Origin of the sequence: Erythrobacter sp. BLCC-B19 (assembly GCF_028621955.1) — a bacterium.
GTDB lineage: Bacteria > Pseudomonadota > Alphaproteobacteria > Sphingomonadales > Sphingomonadaceae > Erythrobacter.
This window is the reverse complement of the sequence record NZ_CP117516.1, coordinates 1,665,459-1,685,786: the sequence shown is the minus strand read 5'-3', so window position 1 is coordinate 1,685,786 and position 20,328 is coordinate 1,665,459. Positions and strand designations below refer to the sequence as shown.

The window sequence follows — 20,328 nt, the reverse complement described above, 5'->3', positions numbered from 1 at the left end:
CGATTTCTGACAGGGCCGCATCCATGTCGTTGATTGACCCGCTTTCGGTGCCACAACTGGCGGCGCGCTATCCGCGAGCGCCGGGGCGTGTGCGCCACACCCTGACAGGCCACCGGCTGCTGGGCTACGACGCGCTGGCCGAAGCCGCACGCGCCATGCCGCCCGCGCACGTCGAGACGCGGGTGGGCAACGCGGTTGACGGCGAGGGCTTCCGCAAGGTGGAAGGCGCTGCTCCCCCGGACGAGACAATCGCCGCAGGCGGCACTTTGCCGCAATGGACGATGCTACGTTATATCGAGCAATTGCCGGCCTACCGCGCGCTGCTGATGGAGCTGCTTGGCGAACTGGCGCCGGTGATCGGCCCGGCAACCGGCGCGCCGCGCGATGTGAAGGGCTTCATCTTCATCTCCGGCCCCGGCACCCACACCCCGTTCCACTTCGATGCCGAATACAACATCTTGTTCCAGATTGCCGGCGACAAGATCTTCGCGGCCTATCCGCCCGCTCCGCCCTTCCTCGATCTGGCGCAGCGCGAGGCCTATCACCGGGCGGGCGAGAATATGCTCGACTGGACGCCTGACTTTGCCGCAGCGGGCGAGCAGCACCTGCTTGGCCCGGGTGATGCGCTGTTCGTTCCCCACGCCGCGCCGCATTGGGTGCGGGCGGGGGATCAACCCTCCGTCTCCCTGTCGGTGACCTGGCAGTGCCGCACCAGCCGCGCGGTGGCCGATGCGCTGCGGCTCAACCCGCTGCTGCGGCGGGTGGGCCTGCCCCCGTTCGATCCGGCGCGGCGCCGCTCGGCCCCGTGGGTGCGGGCGGCGGCGGGGCGGGTCGGGCACAGGGTCGGCCTGCTGTGAAACCGCTCGGCGCATCCGAATTGGCTATCGATCCGGCCCCGGTGCGGCGCTCCGCCAGCGCGGTCTGTAGCGTTGGCAGCCTGTCGGTCGCGCTGTTGCGACCCGCCGGGCTGACGCCTGCCGACCGTGCCCATTGGGCCGCGCTTTCGGCTTGCGCTGCGCCGGGCAATATCTTTGCCGCCGACTGGTTCATGGCGCCCGCCATCCGCCACTGCGCGCGCGACTGGTCGTTGCGGCTTGCCGTGGTGCGCGAAGCCTCGGGCGTGTGGCTCGGGGTGCTGCCGTTGACACAGGAGGCGCAGATCGGGCGCTGGCCTGTGCCCACCTTCCACAGCTGGAAGGCCGCCAACCAGTTCATCGGCACCCCGTTGGTGCGCGCCGGGGCGGAGCGGGCGTTCTGGCAGGCCTTGCTCGATCACCTCGACCGCCATCCGGGGCTGGTGCTGGGCCTGTGCTGCGATACCCTGCCGCTCGACGATCCGGCGCATCTTGCGCTCGTCAGCCTGTGTGCGGAGCAGCGGCGCGCCTTGCACACCTGCCACAGCTTCACCCGCCCCGCGCAGCTGGCCAGCCCCGCGCCCGATCCGGCGGCGCGGCGCAAGCTCGACAAGCGGCTCGACACGCTCGCGCGCAAGCTGGCGCAGGCCCACGGCCCGGTGCGACTGGTGCGCCACGATCATCCCGAGGATTGCGAACCGTGGCTGGCCGCCTTTCTCGCGCTGGAGCGCGCCGGATGGAAGGGGCGCGCGGCCTCCGCGCTGGCGTGCCAGGCGGCAACCGCCAGCCTGTTTCGCGACGTCATCCGCCGCAGCCAGCGGGCGGGCGCGGCGCGGCTTGTCAGCCTGAGCGCGGGCGAGAAAATCGTCGCGATGTCGAGCTGGTTTGTGGCCGACGGCCATGGCTATGGCTTCAAGATGGCCTTCGACGAGAGCTTGCGCGCCTTTGCGCCGGGACGCTTGCTGATGCGGGAGGTGGCCGGGATCGCGCAGGGCGAAGGCCTCCGCCTGTTCGACACCTGCGCTGCGCCGGACGCGCCCGGCGATCCGCTCTGGCCCGACCGCCGCGCCTTTGCCACGCAGGCCGTGGCGATCGGCGGGCGGGCGCGGCAGGCCGTGTTCGACCGGCTGATGCGGGCGCGTCGTCTGGCGCGTTAGGCGGGAAGCGCGAGGTGTTTCGCCCCCGCCACGGCCTGCCAGCTGGCGATTTCCTCGATCACCGCTTCATCGAGCGCATGGATCAGATCGGCGGTCGCGGCATAGGTCAGCGCGCTGGGCGTCCCCGACACAAGCAGCCGGGTGCGCGCCTCGATCTCGCGCAGCTTGCCCGCCGCCACCCGCGAGATCGCGCTGAAACGCTCGAATTCGCCGAAATAGCGGATGCCCGAAAGGTTCGCGCCCAGCGTCGGGAAGGCGACCCCGCAGAAGGTGAAGAACGGCGACAGGTCGCTGGCGAGATGCTTGGGCACGATGCCCATGACCCCCGCCCCCTTCAGCACCAGATAGGCCGTCACCGCCAGCACGGCGAAACCGAAACAGGCCTCGGCCGCCTTGTCGAGCCGATGGTGGACCCGCGCCAGCCGCTGGGCCTTGTCTTCGTGGTAGCGGGCCTGTCCGCCCACATAGGGCAGAACCACGCCGCACAGTCCGGCGCGCAGATAATCGCGGGTCAGCGCCACTTGCGGAAGTCCGACGTCGCGCAGGGCATGACGGGCGAAATGTTCGGGCCAGGCCGCGCCTGGCGTTCCCCCGTGCCCGTGCCCGTGCCCCGCGCCGTGATCCCCGCGCGGCCAGCGCCCGGTTGACCGGGCGACCCCCAGCAGCAGCAGCGAGGGCGCGTGGCGCAGATATTCCGCCACGCGTCGCATCGCGAACCAGCGCCGGTGCCATCCGCGCCGGGCGCCCGCGGCGGTCACCCCGAGGATCGCGCCGAGCAGCGCCAGTTCGACCAGCGCGAAGACCCATTTGTAATCGGCCATGCCCGCCGGCAGGAACAGGATCCCGACCATCACCGCCAGCGCCGCCAGCACGAAGTTGACGATCATCCCGCTGCGATAGGCATCGGCCAGACGGTTGGCGATCCCGTCGGCCCAGACGAAGGTCGGCAGCAAGGCATCGGCCAGTTGCCGCGTCACCGCCGGGTCGGCCCCCGGCATCGCCGCCGCCGCGGCGATCACCTCGGCACCGGTGCCGCTCGCAATCGCCTCGGGGGCTTCATAATCGACCCTGACCGAGCCAAGCCACCCGCCGCCGCCGAACCCCCGTTCGATCCGGCGGTAGAGCCCGAAAGCGCGGCTGGAACGGGGCTTCCAGGTCTCGCCCGCCAGCGCCGACGGCTCCCACCCCTCGACCACCACGGCGGCGCGGATGATCGCTTCGAGCCGGGCCGTATCGGGCGCTGCCTCGGGGTCGAAGGGCTGGGCAAGCTCTTCGGGCCGGGTCAGGATGCGCCATGCCGCAGGCCGGGCCGGGTCGATCAGCAGCACCGGCGCGCCCATCGCCAGCGCGGCAGCGACGGTATGCCCCGTTCCGCCCGGCAGATTGGCGACCTTGCCGTCCCACACCGCAATCACGAGATCGACCCGCTCGATCATCACCCGCCCGGCGAGCGCGACATTGTCCGATGCCAGCGCCGTAAAGGCGCGCGCTGTGTCCTGATCGGACGGATCGGCAAGGCTCGCGCGCCATAGCGCTGCAATCTCGGCGTCGCGGTCGGCGAGCTCGAACCGCTGCGCGCGGTCAATCACGGCGCGGATCGCCGCCGCCTTGGCCTCGACCGCAGGGTCTTGCGCCGGTCGCCCGGCGAGCAGCGCCTCGGCATCGGCGAGCGAGGCGGGATGGGCATTGATCGCGCAGTTGAGGCTTGCGCCAAACGGCAACGGCACCGCCAGCTCCCAGCCCTGCGCCAGCGCGCATTCGGCCGCGACCTGATCGGTGCCGTCGACCAGCAGGCTGTGCAGCCGCACCGCCCCGCGCGTACCGGGCAGGGCGGCGGCGAGCCTGTCGATCTCGGCAAACAGCGCTCTCAGGGCTTCGGCAATCGCCGGGGCGTGGGCGCGGTAGGCGGGGTTGGTGGCGCGGTGCCCGGTCACTCCGAGCGCCAGATGCGGCTGCCAGCTGTCGCGGATCAGGGCGGGCAGGCCAGCAGCAGCATTCGGCATGGTTGCACCCCTTCCCCCCAAGCCCCAGACGCGCCGCGCATGCCGCACCGGGACGGCCTTGCTTAAGCGCGAGACCGCACCCGACACAAGCGCGCAAGTGCGCCCTCGGCAAGGTTTGACCCTTCCCCGGCAAAAGCGCATAATCGCCAGCGGCTTGGGGGAGCGAAATGATGGGCAGACTGGCGCGCAAAATCATGGGGGGATGGCTCGCTCTGGGTCTCGCCATTGCCCTGCCCTCCGCCGCCGCCACCGCACAGGATGCGCCCGTGCCGCGCGTCTATCCGCCGACCGGCTTCGAACGCGCCCCCACCAACCCCGATCCCGAACGCCTCGCGCGCGATACCGCCGCCGCCGATGCCGCCGAGGCGGCGTGCGATGCAGGCGATCTTGCCGGATGCACCCGCTACGGCGCGGCGTTCGAGACCGGCGCAGGCCGTGCACAAAACCGCCCGGTCGCCGAACTGCTCTACCGTCAGGCCTGCAACGGGGCCGAGGCCGAGGGCTGCTATCGCCTCGCCGAATTGCTGCGCTTTGCCGATAATCGCGCGGCGTGGCGGGTTTCGGCCGATCTCTATGTCCGCGCCTGCCAGCTGGGCTGGGCGGCGGGGTGCGACGAGCAGGCCAATGATATCGAGGGCGGCGTGTTCGGCGTCTCCGATCCCGAGGGCGCTGCGGCGATGCGCCGCGCCAATTGCGCGCGCGGCAGTGCCGCAAGCTGCCAGCGGCTTGGCGAGCTGCTGACCGCCCCCTTCGCCACGCCCGCCGAAAAGGCCGAAGGTCGCGCGCTGTTCGATCGGGAATGCCGCGCCGGGGCAGTGGAGGCGTGCAGCTCTGCTGCGGGCTTTGCGCAGGACGACGAAGGCGGCCCCGGCCCGCGCACCCGCACCTATCAGGGGCTGGGCTGCGGCGCGGGCAATGCCTGGGCCTGCGACGCACTGGGCAAGGCGGTGCTGCGCGGCGAGTGGGACGGCGGCGCGGCACAGGCGGGGGTTGATCCGCGCCTTGTCGCCATCCGGTTGTTCGACCGCGCCTGCGCCATCGACAGCTGGCGCTGCGACACCGCGCGGGCGGTGCGCGACGAAGCGGCGCTGAACGCCGATTGCCTGCAAGGCGCGGTAGTCGCCTGCCTGCTGCTGGCGCGGGTCTATGAACAGGAGGGCGGCCCTCTCGAAGACCTGCCGCGCGGCGCATGGCTGCGCGGGATGGCCTGCGAAGTCGGCGATCCGGCTGCCGACCGAGGCGAGACCTGCGCCCGCGCGGGCGAGCGGGCGCTGGGGCATATCGAGGCCGGGGTCACCGCCTTCGACCCGCGCCGGGTCGAAAGCTGGCTGGTGAGCGGATGCGACGCCGGATCGCGCGAGGCCTGCCTCAAGCTTGGCGACGGGCTGGCGCAGGGCACGATCCTTGCGGCAGACGTGCCGCGCGCGCTGACGCTGTTCGGGACGCTGTGCGAACAGGGCTATCGCGATGGCTGCGACCGGCTGAGGGGCGCCAGCCGTCTTACGCCCGACGCACCGCTTCTGGTGGCCGCAGACGATAGCCCCCCGCCCGAATATTCCGACGAGGAAATGGCGGCGATGGCCGCGGCCCACATGGAAGACCAGCGCCGCCGGGAAGAGGAGCAGAACGCCAGAGCCTGCACCACCACCGACGTCGAATTTCGCGGCACGCGCTATATCGATGTGATCTGCGTGCAGGTGACGGCGGTGATCAACGGCTTTGTCGCCAAGGTCGGCAGCGCGCCGTGGCAGGCGCTGCTGTGGCGGCCCGAAAAGATGGGGCAGCGCACACTCACCCGCGACCAGCGGGTGCTGTGCGGCGGCGCGGTGATCCGACCGGGCTGGATCCTCACCGCCGCGCACTGCCTGACCGACACCGTCGACGGGGTGCGCTATCCGGTGCGAACCAGCGGTCACCGCATCCGGCTGGGGGTGTTCAACCCGATCGCGGACGAAGGCTTCAGCTATCCGATCCTGAATGTGATCCAGCATCCCGATTACAAGCGCGACAAGTTCGTCTTCGACATTGCGCTCGTCCAGTATGATCCGGCCCGCGGCCAGAAGCTGGGGGTGGTGCGGCCGGTTGCGCAGATCCGGCTCGATCGCAAGGCCGCCGAAGCGCGCCCGATCCCGGCGCGGATGGCGGTCTATACTTTCGGCTGGGGCCGCACCGCGCTGGAAGGCGGCGCACCGCCCGACCGGCTGCGCGGGGCGCGGCTCGAACTGCTCGACAATCAGGCCTGCGGCAACCTCACCGGCTTTTCCGCCGATCGGCGCGACATCGTGCTGTGCGGCGCAGGGCCGCGCGGCCAGCAGGCGTGCTACGGTGACAGCGGCGGGCCGCTCATCACCTATGGCGAGGCCGACAAGGTGCCGACCGTGATCGGGGTGGTGAGCGCCGGAATCAAATGCGGGACGACCGGAGTGGCGAGCCGCTTCACCCGCATCGGCCATAAGCGCGTGCAAGCGTGGCTTAGGTCGATCCTGCCGGATCTTATGCGGCCCTAAGCCACGCCCGCGCGGTGTTTCACGTGAAACATCGCGCGGGCGGGACTGGTGTATCCTTGGCGAACTTACTCGGCGGCGGCGGCGGTCGCGTCGGCAGCGGGCGCGCCCATGCCGATCGGGTTGCCGGTGGGGTCGAGCTCTTCTTCGGCCGGAGTGGCCGCATCGGCCGGCGCCATCATCTCGGGCTCGGCTGCAGTCGGCTCGGCAGCGGGTGCTTCTTCCTTCTTGCCGCCACAGGCAGCGAGCGCCAGCGAACCGGCGGCGACCAGAGCGAACTTCGCGATCATCTTCATAGCTGTACCCCCTCGAACGCGCCCCCGATTGGGCGCGGATGCGAGTGCTATCATGACCCGAGGCGGGAAAGCAATTCGCCGAATGCAGGCTCGCCGCGCAGCGGATCGAGCAGCGGATCGCGCGGCGCCCACAGCAGCCCCGGATCGCCCTCGCCAACCGCCCGGTCAAGCAGCGCCAGCGCCGCCGCCTTGTCCCCCTGCTGCGCCTTGACCTGCGCCTGCTGGTAGAGCGCGGCATCGCCATAATCGGCAAGGATCTGCGCCATCGCCTTGGCCGAGCCGGCGGTATCGCCCAGCCGCGCAGCGGCCGCGGCAGTGGCGGTCAGGCGGAAGATCGGCGTGCGCTCCTTCTCCGCCAGCGCCAGCGCGCCCGCCGCATCGCCCTGCGCCAGGCGCGCCACCGCCATCGCATAATAGGCGCTGGCAAGCGTCGGGTTGAGCGCCAGCGCGCGCTCCATCCGGCTGATGACCTTGGGATAATCATGCGCCATCAGCGCCACGAAGCCCGCCGAACGGAAGGCGCGGGCGTTGAGCGGGTCGAGCTCCAGCGCGGTCTCGATCAGCCGCCCGGCGCGCTCGTGTTCGGCGCCATAGGAATAGAAGGTCGCCACCTGTCGCAGCACATCGCCATCGCCCGCGCCCAGCCGCTCGGCTGCCTGATAGGACGGCAGGGCCGCCGCGCGCTTCAATTGCCCGTTGTTGAGCGCAAAGCCCAAGGCAAGGTGCCCCTGCGCCAACCGCTCCTCCAGCGCGATGGCGCGCTTGGCGGCGGTGATCGCCTCGGCAAACAGCCGCCGCGTCTCGCCCGCATCGCTGGCTGCCACCGCGAGGTTGAGCAGCATCGTCGCGCGCATCGCATGGGCGGCGGCGTAATCGGGATCGGCGGCAATCGCGGCCTCGAACTGGGCAAGACCGCTCAGGTCGGAATCGCCGCCCGCGCCCAGATCATAGAGCGCCATGCCGCGCAGGAAGGCCTCATAGGCCTCGACGCTTTGCGTGCCGCCAATGTCGGCTTGCGTGGCGAGCGACTGCTTGGCTTCGGTTTCGGAGGCGATCTTCGCGACCAGCGACAGCGCCACCTTCCCCGCGATTTCGGACTGCACCGCGAAGACATCTTCGAGCGTGCCGTCATACTGGTCGGACCAGACCACTTCGCCGTTCTCGACCGTTACCAGATCGGCCTGAACCCGCACCTTGGCGGTGTCGCGTTGCACCGCGCCGCGCAGGACATGGGCCACGCCCAGCTTTCGGCCGAGGGCGAATTCGTCCTCGCCCTCCACCGAGGATGAGGTAGGCGCGACGACCTTGAGGCGCGGATTGCGCGCGAGGATAGTGCGCAATTCGCGCGCGAGACCATCGGAGAAATACTTCTTTTCCGGGTCGCCGGTCTCATTGGCGAAGGGCAGCACCACCATCGAGGTTGTCGCATTGGCAGGCGAGCCGAACAGGCCGAACTGCCACGCGCCCAGCAACCCCGCCGCGCCGACCGCGCCCGCGCCGCCGATCATCACGGTGCGCCGGGATATCCCGGCACGCGGCGCAGGTGCCGCAGGGGATGGGGCGCGCACAGGTGTCGTGGCCGGTGCGCCCTCGCCCACCCGCGCCTTCACCGCCACCAGAATCCGCGCCGCCTCGGGGCTGACGGGCGATCCGTCCCAGCCGGAGATGTCGAGCAACTGGAACTGCCGGAAGCCGAGCGGGGCCATCGTTCCGTCGATGGTCAGCGGCACCAGACACCCGCGCTCGCGCCCGCGCTGCGCCTCGTCGCGCACCCAGTGCGAATCCACCGACGTCGCCGACCACAGCACCACCACGGCCGCCGCGCCTTCCAGCGCGGTTTCGGTGGTCTGGAGATAGTTCTCGCCCCCCTCCAGCCGCCCATCCCACCAGGCATCATAGCCTGCGCCTTCGAGCAGTTCGATGACCGGGCGCGCGCGCGCCAGATCGCCGCGCGAATAGCTGACGAACAGCAGCGGGCGAGCGGTGCCTGCGGTGTCGTCGTCGCTTGCCACTGAAACCGCCCCTCCCCGCAAAAGCCCTGATCCGCTTGCTACATCCAACCGCGGCGAGCGCCAAGCGGTGATGCGCGCAAAGGCGCTTGCGACCCCTGCGCCGATTCCGCTTGACCGGCGCGCGGCATGGTATAATTACGATATCATAATTATATCGCCCATGGAGATTCGTCATGTCCCCTGCTGATACCCCTGCCCTGAACCGCAGCCGCGAAGTCCCGGCCTCCACCCAAAGCGGCTATGTCATGCTGCTGGTCAGCCTTGCGCTGGTGTCAGCGGCGGCGTGGATGTTCTTCGACACGCTGGCCGCCGATGGCGAGCCTGCGGGTCTGATGCTGCTCGGCTCGCTGCTCACCGGCATCATCGGCCTGTTCATCCTCACCGGCTTCTACATGATCAACCCGAACGAGGCCGCCGCGATCCAGCTGTTCGGCGCCTACAAGGGCACCGACCGCAACGAAGGCCTGCGCTGGGTGCTGCCGTGGCTCGGCAAGACCAAGATCGCGGTGCGCGCCAACAACGTCATTTCGCAGACCATCAAGGTCAACGACGCGCGCGGCAACCCGATCGAAATGGCTGCTCAGGTCGTGTGGCGCGTCACCGACACCGCGCAGGCGTTGTTCGATGTCGATGACTACCGTGAATTCGTCACCGCCCAGATCGAGGCCGCGGTGCGTTCGATCGGATCGCGCTATCCCTATGACGACATCGAGCATCACGAGATCACCCTGCGCGGCAACCATGATGAAGTCAGCGCCGAACTGCGCATCGCGCTGATCGAGCGGCTGTCGGTGGCGGGGATCACGGTCGACGAATGCGGCCTCACCCACCTTGCCTATGCTCCCGAAATCGCCGGGGCCATGCTGCGCCGCCAGCAGGCCGAAGCGGTGATCGCCGCGCGCAAGAAGCTGGTCGAAGGCGCGGTGACGATGGTCGAAATGGCGCTCACCCAGCTGTCCGAGAAGAACGTCGTCGAACTCGACGACGAACGCCGCGCAACGATGGTGTCGAACCTGATGGTGGTGCTGTGCGGCGAGCGCGAGACGCAGCCCGTGGTCAACGCCGGGTCGCTCTACTGATCCGGCCATGTCCGCCAAGAAGGCCTTTCCCCTGCGCCTCGATCCGGCGCTTCACGATGCGGTGCAGCGGCTTGCCGATGCCGAGCTGCGCAGCGTGAACGCCGAGATCGAGGTGCTGCTGCGCGAGGCGCTGGCGCGGCGCGGGGTGAAGGTGGAGCGCAGCCAGCCCGCACGCCGCGGAAGGCCGCCTGCTGTGTCAGTCGAAGGAAGTGATGATGCGTGACAAGGAAAAGCCGTTCATTCTGACCCGCGGGCCGCTCGGCAGCTTCAATATCACCCCGCGCAACGCGCAAGGCTGGCGCTTGATGCTCGGCTGGATCGCCCTGTCCCTGCCGATCATGGGAGCCTTTGCGCTGTTCAGCGAAAGCCAGCACAGCGACAGGATGTTCGCGGCGGGCCTGGTCGGCTTCCTCGTCGCGATGGGGGTCTGGACGATCGGCGGGATCATGTGGATGAAGGCGCGCGCCGAGGTGGTCGACATCGAAAAGCTGCTGCGGGAAAAGCGCGAAATGGAACGCAAGCGGCGCCGCTGAGGCGGCGCGTCCGGCAAGGATTGCACAGGGTAATGCCCCGCAATGCTTGCTCTTTCAGGCTAACAGGCTAACGCTGGCCACGGTCGGCAGGCATTGCCGGCCACTCCTTTCGAGGTCGTGGAACTGCGCGGCAACAGCGCAGCCCGTAGGAGATAAGAATGCGCAGGAAGGACAAGCCTTTCGTGCTGTACAGCCGAGGGCCGCTCAGCTTTACCATCGTGCCGCGCGGGCTTGCGGGATGGGTTCAGTTTGCGCTGTGGCTGGCATCGCTCGCACCCTTGGTCATCTGGTTCGAAGATCACATCACCAGCCCTGCCGGGCAGGCGACTTTCGGCAGCGCGGTTGCGCTGTTTGTCGCCGGGATGCTGATCTGGTTCGTGTGCGGGCTGTGGTGGATGCTCGGTCATGCCGAGGTGGTCGACCTGTCGGAGCACCTGCGCGACAAGCAGCGCGCGCGCCGCAAGGAGCAACGGCGGCAGGATGGTTCCGACAACCCCTAGGAACAGGGGCCGCCCCTGCTGCGTTCAGGCCTCATGCCAACCCGCCTGATCCTTGGCGCAGCCGCGCTCGCCCAGCCGCTCGCCGCACAGGCCATCGCCGCTCAGGACACACAGAGCGCAGCGCTACCGGCTTCGCCCGCCGAGGAACGGGTGCTTGAAGGCGACAATATCGTCACTCTCATCGTCAACGGCCAGCCCCTCCGGCTTGAAGTCAGCGCCGAGAGGTTCGGGCCGCCGGTGATCAATCCCGACGTCGCTGCAAGGCTGATGCTGGTGCCCGAGACACGGCGCGGATGGCGCTTCGGGCCGGTGGTGGTCGATGGCGAGGCGGCCACGGCTGCCGCCGACTGGGGCGCAGGGCCGGTGCCGCTGACCATCGCCTGGTCGGATCGTCCGGCCTCAGGCAAGGCCGACGGCGTGATCGGTGTCCACCACCTGCCCGAACAGCGGGTGACCTTCATCCTTGGCCCGGCAGCAGACGGCGAAGCCCGCGTGCGCTTCCCGCTGGTGCGCGCGGGCGGACGCAGCAATCTGCGGGTCGGCACCGAAGTCGTGGTCGGCAAGAAGCGGCTGACGATGATCTTTGTCCCCGAACGGCCGCAGAACCTCATCACTGCCCCCACCGCCAACTTCATCGCAACGCATCAGGAAGGCGGGTTCGAACCGGCCTCGGACGGCAGCGTCACGATGGACTTCGGCGTCCTGCGCCCGACCCGGATGATGCGGATTGCCGAGCCGATCATGCTCGGCCCGCTCGCTGTGGAGCGCTTTGCCGTGCGGGTGGAGGACTATGGCGAGCCCAAGCGCGTGGGCGAAATCGGGCCAGGCGATCCGCGCTTCGAGAAAGGGCACATCCTTGTCAGTCGCCGCAAGGGGCGGGGGAAGCCTGACCTCCTCACCCGCATCGGCCGCGACCAGATCGCGCATTGTTCGGCGATCACCTATGATTTCGCCGCTGCCGAGATCAGCTTGTCCTGTGCCGCGCCGCCGCCATCGCCCGTCGACTAGCCGCGCGCGATGACAAAGCGCCGCGCCATGTCGCAGGGCGCATCGGGGGCAATCACGCGGCAGGTGCAATCCGGGGCGACCAGCCTGCGATAGAGCTGGGTGAAGACCGCCGCATACCAGTGGAACAGGCTGTCGGATGGAGGCAGATCATCCCCCGCCGACCCGCGGTCGATCGAAAAGGCCCAGGCCCCGTCCGGCGTGAAGGTGCCTGCCCCCACGAACGTCCAGGCGTGCTTGCCGATCGCCGCCATCAGCAAGGGCGCGGCAAGCACAGCGGGGCAGTGCCGCAGCAGCCACACCGCCGCCGGCGGGATCCGATGCGCGATGATGTAATCCGCCGTCCGGGCGCCTGCTTCCTCGGCGATGACGAAAGCCCCCATCGGATCGTGCAGCGCGAGCCAGCGGTGGAGCCGCAAGGCTTCGACCTCGGGGATCATGTGCCGTCCCGATGGGAGGTTGACGATCTGCGCATCGGCCAGAATCGCCGAGGTTTCGGCATGGCCCAGCCGCTCCTCCATCACTTCGACCGCCTTGAGCACCGCGTTCGGCCCGATCAGCGCCCCGCCCCGGCGCCGTCCGAGAATGCGCCCCTCAATCGACATCGATCCGATCCCGCTTGCGGCTCTCACTGCGTTCCTGCCCGCGAGCCTTCATCTGCTCGCGCACCGCATCGCGGCGGGCCTGCGCCTGCGCCGCCTTGTCGGCATTGGTTTCCCAGTCGGTCGCCGCCGCAATCGTGCCCTGCCGGCTTTCATCGAAATGCCAGTCGAGCTGCTTCTTGGTCTGCGGCCCCCAATATCCCGCTTTACCGAGATCGTAGAAGGTGCGCTTGAAGCCCGCGCGCAGGAAGGCCCACAGGCACCCCAGCAGATAGCGCCGCCGGAACCCCGTGCCGCGCCACGGATAGTGGAACAGCGCCTTCCTCATGTAGAAGCGCCGGTAGTTCTTCATCACTCCGTCGAGCAGTTCCCCGCGCTCCATCGCGGCGGGTTTCATGATCGGTGTGACGAAGTTGTACTTCGAGAAATCGTGAACCTCGACCTTGTCCTTCAGCGTCTCGAACAGCGGGGTGTAGGGCCAGGGCGTGTACATCGCCCAGTTGGCCAGATCGGGCTGCCAGTCCCACGCCATCTGGAAGGTGTCCTCCAGCGTTTCGGGGGTTTCGTTGTCGAGCCCGACGATGAACTGCGCCTCGACGAAAATGTCCGCCTCGCGCAGCAGCCGGATCGCCTCCTTGTTCTCCTCGACCTTGGTTTCCTTGTTGAACCGGTCGAGCTTCATCTGCGCGGCGGCCTCGGTGCCGAGGCTGACATGGACGAGCCCCGCCTTGCGGTAGAAGGGCAGCAGCTCGCGGTCGCGGTAGATGTCGGTAACGCGGGTGTTGATCCCCCACTTCACCTTGTCGGGCAGGCCGCGGTCGATCAGCTCCTGGCAGAACTCGATGAATTTCTTGCGGTTGATGCTCGGTTCTTCGTCCGCCAGGATGAAGAAGCCGACGCCGTGCTTTTCGTGCAGCTCCTGAATTTCATCGACCACGTCCTTGGGATCGCGCACGCGGTAATCGCGCCAGAACTTCCACTGCGAACAGAAGGAACAGGTAAAGGGGCAACCGCGCGCAAGGTTGGGGATGGCAACGCGGGTGCCCAGGGGGATGTAGGTGTACTGCTTCCAGTCGAGCACATCCCAATCAGGCTTGATCGTCGCCATGTCCTTGATCGTTTCGGCGGCCTCGGTGGCGATCACCTTGTCGCCGTCTCGGAAGGCAAGGCCGCGGATGCTGGCGCGGTCCTGCGGCCAGCGGCCCTCGGCAATCGCGGTGCACAATTCGACCGCGATATTCTCGCCCTCCCCGCGCACGATCACATCAATATGCGGCGCTTCGGCGAGCACCTGCTGATACATGAAAGTGGCGTGCACCCCGCCCAGCACCCTGACCGCCTTGGGCACATGGAGCGCCGCGATTTCGAGCACGCGCTCGGCTGCGTAGATCGACGGGGTGATCGCGGTGACGCCGACAAAATCGGGCTGCAATTCCTCCATCCGCCGGGCGAGCTCATCGTCCGGCACATTCTCGGTCATCGTATCAATGAAGGTGATGTCGTCGAAACCTGCCCGGCGCAGCGGCCCGGACAGATAGGCCACCCAGGCGGGCGGCCATGTCCCGGCAATCTCGGCCCCGCCGGAACGGTAGTTGGGATGAACGAACAGAATGCGCATGGGCCGAATCCCCCCTCTTGAGTGCGCTCAAGGTGGGGGACTTGGGGCGCGGGGGCTTTGCGCTGGATCAAATGTGAAAGGTCAGCCCTTCGCCGCGTGCTCCGCACGCGCGATTTCGTGGAGCCAATCGGCGTGACGCGGCGCCTGCTTGGTCTCAGACCATTCCTCCAGCATCACCGGGGCGACACGGGCGAGTTCGGCGTATTGCTCGGGGGTGCCGATGTCGGCGGCGAGCTCCACCCGGTGCCCGTTGGGATCGAAGAAGTAGATCGACTTGAAGATGCCGTGATGCGTCGGGCCGAGCACGTCGATCCCTTGCGCCTCGATATGCGCCTTGGCCGCCAGCAGCGCCTCTTCCGAAGGCACCTTCAGCGCGAGGTGCTGCACCCATGCGGGGGTGTTGGGGTCTTTCCCCATTTCGGGCTGATTGGGCAGCTCGAAGAAGGCGAGGATGTTGCCGTTCCCCGCATCGAGGAAGATGTGCATATAGGGATCATATTCGCCGGTCGAGGGCACGTGATCCTCGGCAAAGGCGGTGGTGTAGGTCATGCCGAGCACGCGGGCGTACCACTCCACCGTCTCCTTCGCGTCCTTGCAGCGATAGGCGGCGTGGTGGATCCCGGCGAGGTTTACGGGGTGGGTGGTCATGCTCTCATTCCTCTCCTTTCGTCATTGCGAGCGTAGCGAAGCAATCCATGGACTAACCTTGTGTCCGGACGCGACGGCAGTCCATGGATTGCCGCGTCGCCTTCGGCTCCTAGCAATGACGAAGTGAAACCTACTCCGCCGGTTCCTCGACGTTCAACACCCCGCGGATGATCTGGTCGCGTTCCATGCTTTCGAACAGGGCCTTGAAGTTGCCCTCGCCGAAGCCTTCGTCGCCCTTGCGCTGGATGAATTCGAAGAACACCGGCCCGACCTGCGCCTGCGCGAAGATTTGCAAGAGGAGGCGGGGGGAGCCGCCTTCCGTGGTGCCGTCGAGCAGGATGCCGCGCATCTTGAGCGCCTCGACATCCTCGCCGTGGCCGGGCAGGCGGCCTTCGAGCATTTCGTAATAGGTCGCGGGCGGCGCGGTCATGAAGGGCACGCCGAGCTTCTGGAGACGGTCCCAGCAGGTGACGAGATCATCGCAGATCAGCGCGATGTGCTGGATGCCCTCGCCGTTGAAGGCGCGCAGGAACTCCTCGATCTGGCCCTTGCCGCCTTCGCCTTCCTCGTTGAGCGGGATGCGGATCTTGCCGTCGGGCGCGGTCAGGGCCTTGGAGGTGAGGCCGGTATATTCGCCCTTGATGTCGAAGAAGCGGATCTCGCGGAAGTTGAACAGGGTCTCGTAATAGTCGGCCCAATACTTCATCCGCCCGCCATAGACGTTGTGGGTGAGGTGATCGATGGTGTGGAAGCCCGCGCCTTCGGGGCGACGCTCGACGCCGGGGAGATACTCGAAGTCGATGTCGTAGATGGTGAGGCCGTTGCCGCCTTGCGCGCCCTCGTAGCGGTCGACCAGATAGAGGATCGCCCCGCCGATGCCGCGGATCGCGGGGATGCGCAGTTCCATCACGCCGGTCTGGACGGCGACCGGCTCGGCGCCCTTGGCGATCAGGTGGTCATAGGCCTTGGCCGCATCGCGCACGCGGAACGCCATCCCGCAGGCCGAAGGGCCGTGCTCGCGCGCGAAATACCACGCGGCCGAGCGCGGCTCGTAATTGGCGATCAGGTTGATGCCGCCCTGCCGCCACAGGTGGACGTCCTTCGACCGGTGCTGCGCCACGCGGGTGAAGCCCATGGCCTCGAACACCGGTTCGAGCACGCCCTTCTCCGGCGCGCAGAACTCGACGAATTCGAACCCGTCGAGACCGGCGGGATTGTCGAACAGGTCTTGGCTCTGGATGTTCATGGCGGGAATCCCCTGTGCTCCGAAGATAGTTTCAATTGAAACCATCTACCCGAAAGCGACGATTCGCGCAAGCAATTGCCAGCGCCCCGCGAAGCGGGCAGTCTCGCGCCATAAAGGGAGAGAGGCGATGATCAGAACGAAGGGCATCAACCACATCGCGCTAGTGTGCCGCGACATGGCCGAGACCACCCGGTTCTACACCGAGGTGCTGCATATGCCGCTGTTCAAGACGGTCGAGCTGCCCGATGGCGGCCAGCATTTCTTTTTCGATGCGGGCGGGGGCAATGCGGTCGCCTTCTTCTGGTGGAAGGACGCGCCGCCCGCCGCACCGGGGATCGCTTCGGTGAAGAAGTTTCCCTTCGACGCCAAGACCGCCGTGGGCTCGATGAACCACTTGGCCTTCGACATGGAGGAGGCGGAGTTGGAGGCGGCGTTGGAGCGACTTCAGGAAGCAGGCGTGCCGCACACCCACATGGTGTTCAACCACGATGACAGCCCCTCGGGCTATGCCCGCGAGATGCATGACGGCGTGTTCGTGCGCTCGGTCTATTTCACCGACCCCAACGGCATCATGCTGGAATTCGCCGCGACCACCCGCAGTTTCGGGCCGGACGACATCCGCCACGAACCTGCCACGCTGGCGGAGGACGCCTGATGCCGCGCCTGCGCGAAGTGCCCTTGGGCGAGGCGGACGAGAAAGTCGCCCTGCCGCTCTACCGACAGCTGTTCGGGGAGCGTGACCCCGTCACCGAACCCGGCACCGCCACCGGCACGCGCGGCGACTGGTGGAGCGTCTTCGCGAACTCCCCCGATACCCTGCGCCACGCCGCGCAGGGCTTTGCCTATTACCGCTCGCCGGAGCGCAAGCTCGATCCGGTGTTGCGCGAGCTGGGCCAGACCTGGGCGGGGTGGGCGACCGGCTCGCAATTCGTCTTCTCGCAGCACTGCAAGAGCTTGCGGGGGCTGGGGGTGAGCGAGGCCAAGATTGCGGCACTGCCCGTGTGGCAGACGTCCGATGTGTTCGACGCGAAGGAGCGCCTCGTCCTCGCCTATGCCGACCGGCTGGTATGCCACGGCGGGCGCGTGCCGGACGCGCTCTTCGCGGAAGTAAAAGCGGCGTTCAGCGACGAGGAAGTGCTCGAGCTGACCTACATCACCTGCCTCTACCACATGCACGCGATCATGAGCCGCGCGCTGCGCACCGAGTTCGATGACCGCGATGATCCGGTGGTGGAAGTCGCCGCGCCGGAGGGCTTCGACGCGCTTGATTTTCTGGGTGGCGAGCGGCGGTAACCTCAAACTCCGTTCGCCCTGAGCCTGTCGAAGGGCCGTCCTTTTCTTGAGCCTTGCGCGGGGTTCAAAAGAAAGAACGGTGCTTCGACAGGCTCAGCACGAACGGGTTTGAATCAAACGACCTTCCCCACCGTCCGCCCGCGCTCGTCCTGCGTCAGGGTGAGGCGCTTGCCGAAGGGTTCGCCGCTTTCGAAGGCCTCGCCGGTGGCAGCATCCGACAGGTCGGCATTGCCCACCACCCGTTCGCCCGCGTCGCTGCGGCCGATGAAGATCGCCTCGGCGCCCTTGGGCCCGCGGTTGATGGTGTAGGTCTCGACCACCGCCGCAGGCACCGGCTCCTTGGCGAGCGGCACCTTGTCGGTCGCCTTGGGGAGCACGGCGAAGCGGTCATTGCCTGACCAGTCGGCAGGCTCGGTGGAGTAGATGCCGGTGGCGTATTTGCTCATCCAGCCGCCGTTCGCGCCGACCAGCGCGAAGCTGCCCCGATCGCCGCGCACCTTCTGCACGGCTTCCGCGATGGCGTGGGCCGAGTAGTTGTTCCCCGCCCCGCCGAAGAACGGCAACCCGCCCGTCAGCGTCAGCCCGCGCGGGTCGTCGGCGGTGAGGCCGAAATGGTCGCATTGGTTGAACACGGGGATCGCGAAGCAGGAGTAGAAATCGATATAGCGGACGTCTTCGATCCCCTTGCCCGCCCGCTCCAGCGCCTTATCGACGCTGGCGAGGCTCGCCGGGTTGCCCGCAAGGTCAGGCCGCTGCGAGAGCTTCAGCTCGGTCGCGGCCGTGACGGCGTGGATGTGCACCCACCTGTCCTCCGGCACGCCCAACTCGCGCGCAAGGCCTGCGCTTGCGACGATCACCGCCGCCGCCTGGTTCACCTGATCGCGCGCGACGGTCATGCGTGGATAGGGTTCGGCGACGATGCGGTTGCGATCGGTGACGGTGGCGAGTTCCTCCGCGCTGCGCTCGACCGGCGCGGCCGAGTGCGGATTGGCCGCCGCCACCCGCGTGAAGGGCGCGAACAGCTTGCCGATTTCGAGGCGGTATTCCTCCAGGCCCATCCCCAGCCGGTGCCGCCGCGCGTTCTCGGCCAGCGCATAGAGCGGGATCGCCCCGCTCGCGCCGTGCATGAAGAGGGCGGGCTCCATCAGTTCCTCGACCCCGAAACCCTGATCCTCGAAATCGCCCTCGATCTCTTCCGACCAGTCCGGGATTTCGCCCTTCGCCGACAAAGCGAGCACGGTCGAGATCGCCTCCGAGCCGACGATCACCGCACAGCGGCTGTCGCCCGCCGCGATGGCCGAGGCAAACTCACCCACCAGTTGCTGGTTGGTCTGGCCGCCGGTGGTGGTCAGGATCGCGCGCTTCGGATCCGCGCCCACCCGCTTGGCAATCGCGCGCGGCACATTGTTCGCAGCCCCGAAAGGCGGCTTCCTGTCCGGCCGCGACATCTCGAAGGCGCGGATCGCGGCGAGGGTGTCGATTGCGGCTGCCACCGACCCAGAAGCGCCGCTATCCGCAATCGCCCCGGCCAGCGCCCGTCCGGCGAGGTCCATATAGGAGAGGGCTTCGTAGCCGGGCTCGCCCACCCTCTCCGAATATTGGCCGACCCCGATGATGACCGGGGTGTTGTCAGCAACCTTAGTCGACAAAGTCTTCGACCCGCTCGACGATGATCGCCGGGGCCATGCCGCCCGCCGCGCACATGGTGACGAGGCCATAGCGCCCGCCGCGGCGCTCCAGCTCGTCGACCACGGTGCCGATCAGGATCGAGCCGGTCGCGCCGATGGGGTGGCCCAGCGCGATCGAGCCGCCGTTGACGTTGACCTTGTCCCAATCGAGTTCGAGATCGCGCACGAACTTGGCGGCGACCACCGCGAAGGCCTCGTTGATTTCGTAGAGGTCGATGTCGTCCTTGGTGAGGCCGGCCTTGGCCAGAACCTTCTTCGCCGCCGGGACGGGCGCGTTGAGCATCAGCGTCGGATCATCGCCCATGTTGGCGGTGGCGACGATGCGAGCGCGGGGCTTCAGACCATGCTTCTGGGCATAGTCCTTCGAGGTGATCAGCACCGCCGCGGCGCCATCGACCACGCCCGAGGAGTTCCCCGCATGGTGGAAATGCTTGATCTCGAGATCGGGATACTTGGCGTTGATCAGCTTGCGGAAGGTCGTGCCCTCGGCGTCCAAAGGCACGTCGGCGATCTTGGGGAAGGCCGGTTCCAGCTTGGCGAGGTCTTCGCGGGTGGTCTGCGGGCGCGGATATTCCTCGCGGTCGAGCAGCACCGTGCCGTCGTCGGCCACAACAGGGACGACCGACTTGGCAAAGCGGTTCTCGGCAATCGCCTCGGCGGCGCGCTGCTGCGAGCGGTAGCCGACCTCGTCCAATTCCTCGCGGGTGAAGCCTTCCTTGCTCGCAATCGCATCGCCGCAGATGCCCTGGTGCGACTGCGGGTGCACCTTCTGGAGCCGCTCGTTGTAGCTCCCCATCATCGGCGGCTTGATCCCGGCGCGCATCTTCTCCTGGCTCATCGCGGCGGTGAGGCTCATCATCTCGGTGCCGCCGGCGACGACGCAATCCTCCATCCCGCTCATCACCTGCGCGGCGGCGAGCGCGACGCTGGTGATGCCGCCGCCGCAGAAGCGGTCGAGCGTGGTGCCGGACGAGGTGATGTCATAGCCCGCATCGAGCGCGGCCATGCGGCCCATGTCGCCCGCCTGCATCCCGTCCTGCGTCGAGACCGACCAGATCACATCGTCGACCGTCGCGGTGTCGAGATTGTTGCGGTCCTTGATCGCCTTGAGCACCGTCGCGGCGAGGTGCTGCGGGTGGCACGCGGCGAGCGCGCCCTTGCCCTGCTTGCCGATCCCGCGCGGGGTGCGCACTGCGTCGATGATGTAAGCCTCGGCCATGGTGTTCCTCTCCCGGAGTAGCGAAAATGCGGTTGACGGTCACGTAAACCGGCTGCACCACTCGCACAAGA

The 20,328-nt window shown here is 67.9% G+C and carries 19 protein-coding genes; 10 read left to right on the top strand and 9 right to left on the bottom strand.

The window, feature by feature from the left end; genetic code table 11:
* The first annotated feature begins 23 nt into the window (after nt 1-23).
* Complete coding sequence (locus tag PS060_RS07875) at nt 24-857, top strand: JmjC domain-containing protein (protein ID WP_273986676.1); 834 nt, start codon at nt 24-26, stop codon at nt 855-857.
* Nucleotides 854-2,011, top strand: a complete 1,158-nt coding sequence (locus PS060_RS07870) for a GNAT family N-acetyltransferase (RefSeq protein WP_273986675.1) — start codon at nt 854-856, stop codon at nt 2,009-2,011. The genes PS060_RS07875 and PS060_RS07870 overlap by 4 nt, the downstream gene beginning before the upstream one ends.
* Here PS060_RS07870 and PS060_RS07865 read toward each other — a convergent pair.
* Nucleotides 2,008-4,014: a hypothetical protein gene (locus PS060_RS07865; RefSeq protein WP_273986674.1), complete on the bottom strand. Its 2,007-nt coding sequence runs from the start codon at nt 4,012-4,014 to the stop codon at nt 2,008-2,010. The two genes, PS060_RS07870 and PS060_RS07865, sit on opposite strands and share 4 nt — an antisense overlap.
* A gap of 194 nt (nt 4,015-4,208) precedes the next feature.
* Between PS060_RS07865 and PS060_RS07860 the strand changes: the two genes are divergently transcribed.
* Nucleotides 4,209-6,521 (top strand): trypsin-like serine protease, encoded by a 2,313-nt coding sequence (locus PS060_RS07860; RefSeq protein WP_273986673.1) that lies wholly within the window; start codon nt 4,209-4,211, stop codon nt 6,519-6,521.
* A gap of 65 nt (nt 6,522-6,586) precedes the next feature.
* On the opposite strand, the gene PS060_RS07855 is transcribed toward PS060_RS07860, so the two are convergent.
* Nucleotides 6,587-6,814, bottom strand: a complete 228-nt coding sequence (locus PS060_RS07855) for a hypothetical protein (protein ID WP_273986672.1) — start codon at nt 6,812-6,814, stop codon at nt 6,587-6,589.
* A 50-nt stretch (nt 6,815-6,864) separates the two neighbouring features.
* Nucleotides 6,865-8,826 carry a TIR domain-containing protein gene (locus PS060_RS07850; RefSeq protein WP_273986670.1) on the bottom strand — a complete coding sequence of 654 codons (1,962 nt, stop codon included), beginning with the start codon at nt 8,824-8,826 and terminating at the stop codon, nt 6,865-6,867.
* Between the two features lie 173 nt (nt 8,827-8,999).
* On the opposite strand from PS060_RS07850, the gene PS060_RS07845 reads away from it, so the two are divergent.
* The 5 genes from PS060_RS07845 to PS060_RS07825 all read left to right on the top strand — a co-directional run bounded on the left by PS060_RS07845 (nt 9,000) and on the right by PS060_RS07825 (nt 11,946).
* Nucleotides 9,000-9,905, top strand: a complete 906-nt coding sequence (locus PS060_RS07845) for an SPFH domain-containing protein (protein WP_273986668.1) — start codon at nt 9,000-9,002, stop codon at nt 9,903-9,905.
* 7 nt (nt 9,906-9,912) lie between these two features.
* The gene (locus PS060_RS07840) at nt 9,913-10,128 is read left to right on the top strand and encodes an Arc family DNA-binding protein (protein ID WP_273986667.1); all 216 of its coding nucleotides are present in this window, start codon (nt 9,913-9,915) and stop codon (nt 10,126-10,128) included.
* A complete protein-coding gene (locus PS060_RS07835) occupies nt 10,118-10,438 on the top strand; it encodes a hypothetical protein (RefSeq protein ID WP_273986666.1) in 321 nt (106 codons plus the stop codon). Before PS060_RS07840 ends, PS060_RS07835 begins: the two co-directional genes overlap by 11 nt.
* Nucleotides 10,439-10,596: 158 nt before the next feature.
* Nucleotides 10,597-10,938 (top strand): hypothetical protein, encoded by a 342-nt coding sequence (locus PS060_RS07830; RefSeq protein WP_273986664.1) that lies wholly within the window; start codon nt 10,597-10,599, stop codon nt 10,936-10,938.
* A gap of 33 nt (nt 10,939-10,971) precedes the next feature.
* Nucleotides 10,972-11,946, top strand: a complete 975-nt coding sequence (locus tag PS060_RS07825) for a hypothetical protein (RefSeq protein ID WP_273986663.1) — start codon at nt 10,972-10,974, stop codon at nt 11,944-11,946.
* Here the strand turns inward: PS060_RS07825 and bchJ are convergent.
* The 4 genes from bchJ to hppD form a co-directional block, all read right to left on the bottom strand.
* Nucleotides 11,943-12,548 (bottom strand): bacteriochlorophyll 4-vinyl reductase, encoded by a 606-nt coding sequence (bchJ, locus tag PS060_RS07820; protein WP_273986662.1) that lies wholly within the window; start codon nt 12,546-12,548, stop codon nt 11,943-11,945. The two genes, PS060_RS07825 and bchJ, sit on opposite strands and share 4 nt — an antisense overlap.
* Nucleotides 12,538-14,163, bottom strand: a complete 1,626-nt coding sequence (gene bchE / locus PS060_RS07815; RefSeq protein WP_273986661.1) for a magnesium-protoporphyrin IX monomethyl ester anaerobic oxidative cyclase — start codon at nt 14,161-14,163, stop codon at nt 12,538-12,540. The genes bchJ and bchE overlap by 11 nt, the downstream gene beginning before the upstream one ends.
* Nucleotides 14,164-14,244: 81 nt before the next feature.
* Nucleotides 14,245-14,811 carry a VOC family protein gene (locus PS060_RS07810; protein ID WP_273986660.1) on the bottom strand — a complete coding sequence of 189 codons (567 nt, stop codon included), beginning with the start codon at nt 14,809-14,811 and terminating at the stop codon, nt 14,245-14,247.
* A gap of 130 nt (nt 14,812-14,941) precedes the next feature.
* Entirely contained in the window at nt 14,942-16,057 is a 1,116-nt protein-coding gene (gene hppD, locus PS060_RS07805; RefSeq protein WP_273986658.1) for a 4-hydroxyphenylpyruvate dioxygenase, read from the bottom strand.
* A gap of 127 nt (nt 16,058-16,184) precedes the next feature.
* Between hppD and PS060_RS07800 the strand changes: the two genes are divergently transcribed.
* Nucleotides 16,185-16,712, top strand: a complete 528-nt coding sequence (locus tag PS060_RS07800; RefSeq protein WP_273986657.1) for a VOC family protein — start codon at nt 16,185-16,187, stop codon at nt 16,710-16,712.
* Nucleotides 16,712-17,350: a carboxymuconolactone decarboxylase family protein gene (locus tag PS060_RS07795; RefSeq protein WP_273986656.1), complete on the top strand. Its 639-nt coding sequence runs from the start codon at nt 16,712-16,714 to the stop codon at nt 17,348-17,350. The genes PS060_RS07800 and PS060_RS07795 overlap by 1 nt, the downstream gene beginning before the upstream one ends.
* A gap of 113 nt (nt 17,351-17,463) precedes the next feature.
* Here PS060_RS07795 and PS060_RS07790 read toward each other — a convergent pair whose 3' ends face one another.
* Both PS060_RS07790 and PS060_RS07785 read right to left on the bottom strand, forming a co-directional pair.
* Nucleotides 17,464-18,999 carry an acetyl-CoA acetyltransferase gene (locus PS060_RS07790; RefSeq protein WP_273986654.1) on the bottom strand — a complete coding sequence of 512 codons (1,536 nt, stop codon included), beginning with the start codon at nt 18,997-18,999 and terminating at the stop codon, nt 17,464-17,466.
* Nucleotides 18,989-20,257: an acetyl-CoA C-acetyltransferase gene (locus PS060_RS07785; protein WP_273986652.1), complete on the bottom strand. Its 1,269-nt coding sequence runs from the start codon at nt 20,255-20,257 to the stop codon at nt 18,989-18,991. Before PS060_RS07785 ends, PS060_RS07790 begins: the two co-directional genes overlap by 11 nt.
* Nucleotides 20,258-20,328: the final 71 nt, after the last annotated feature.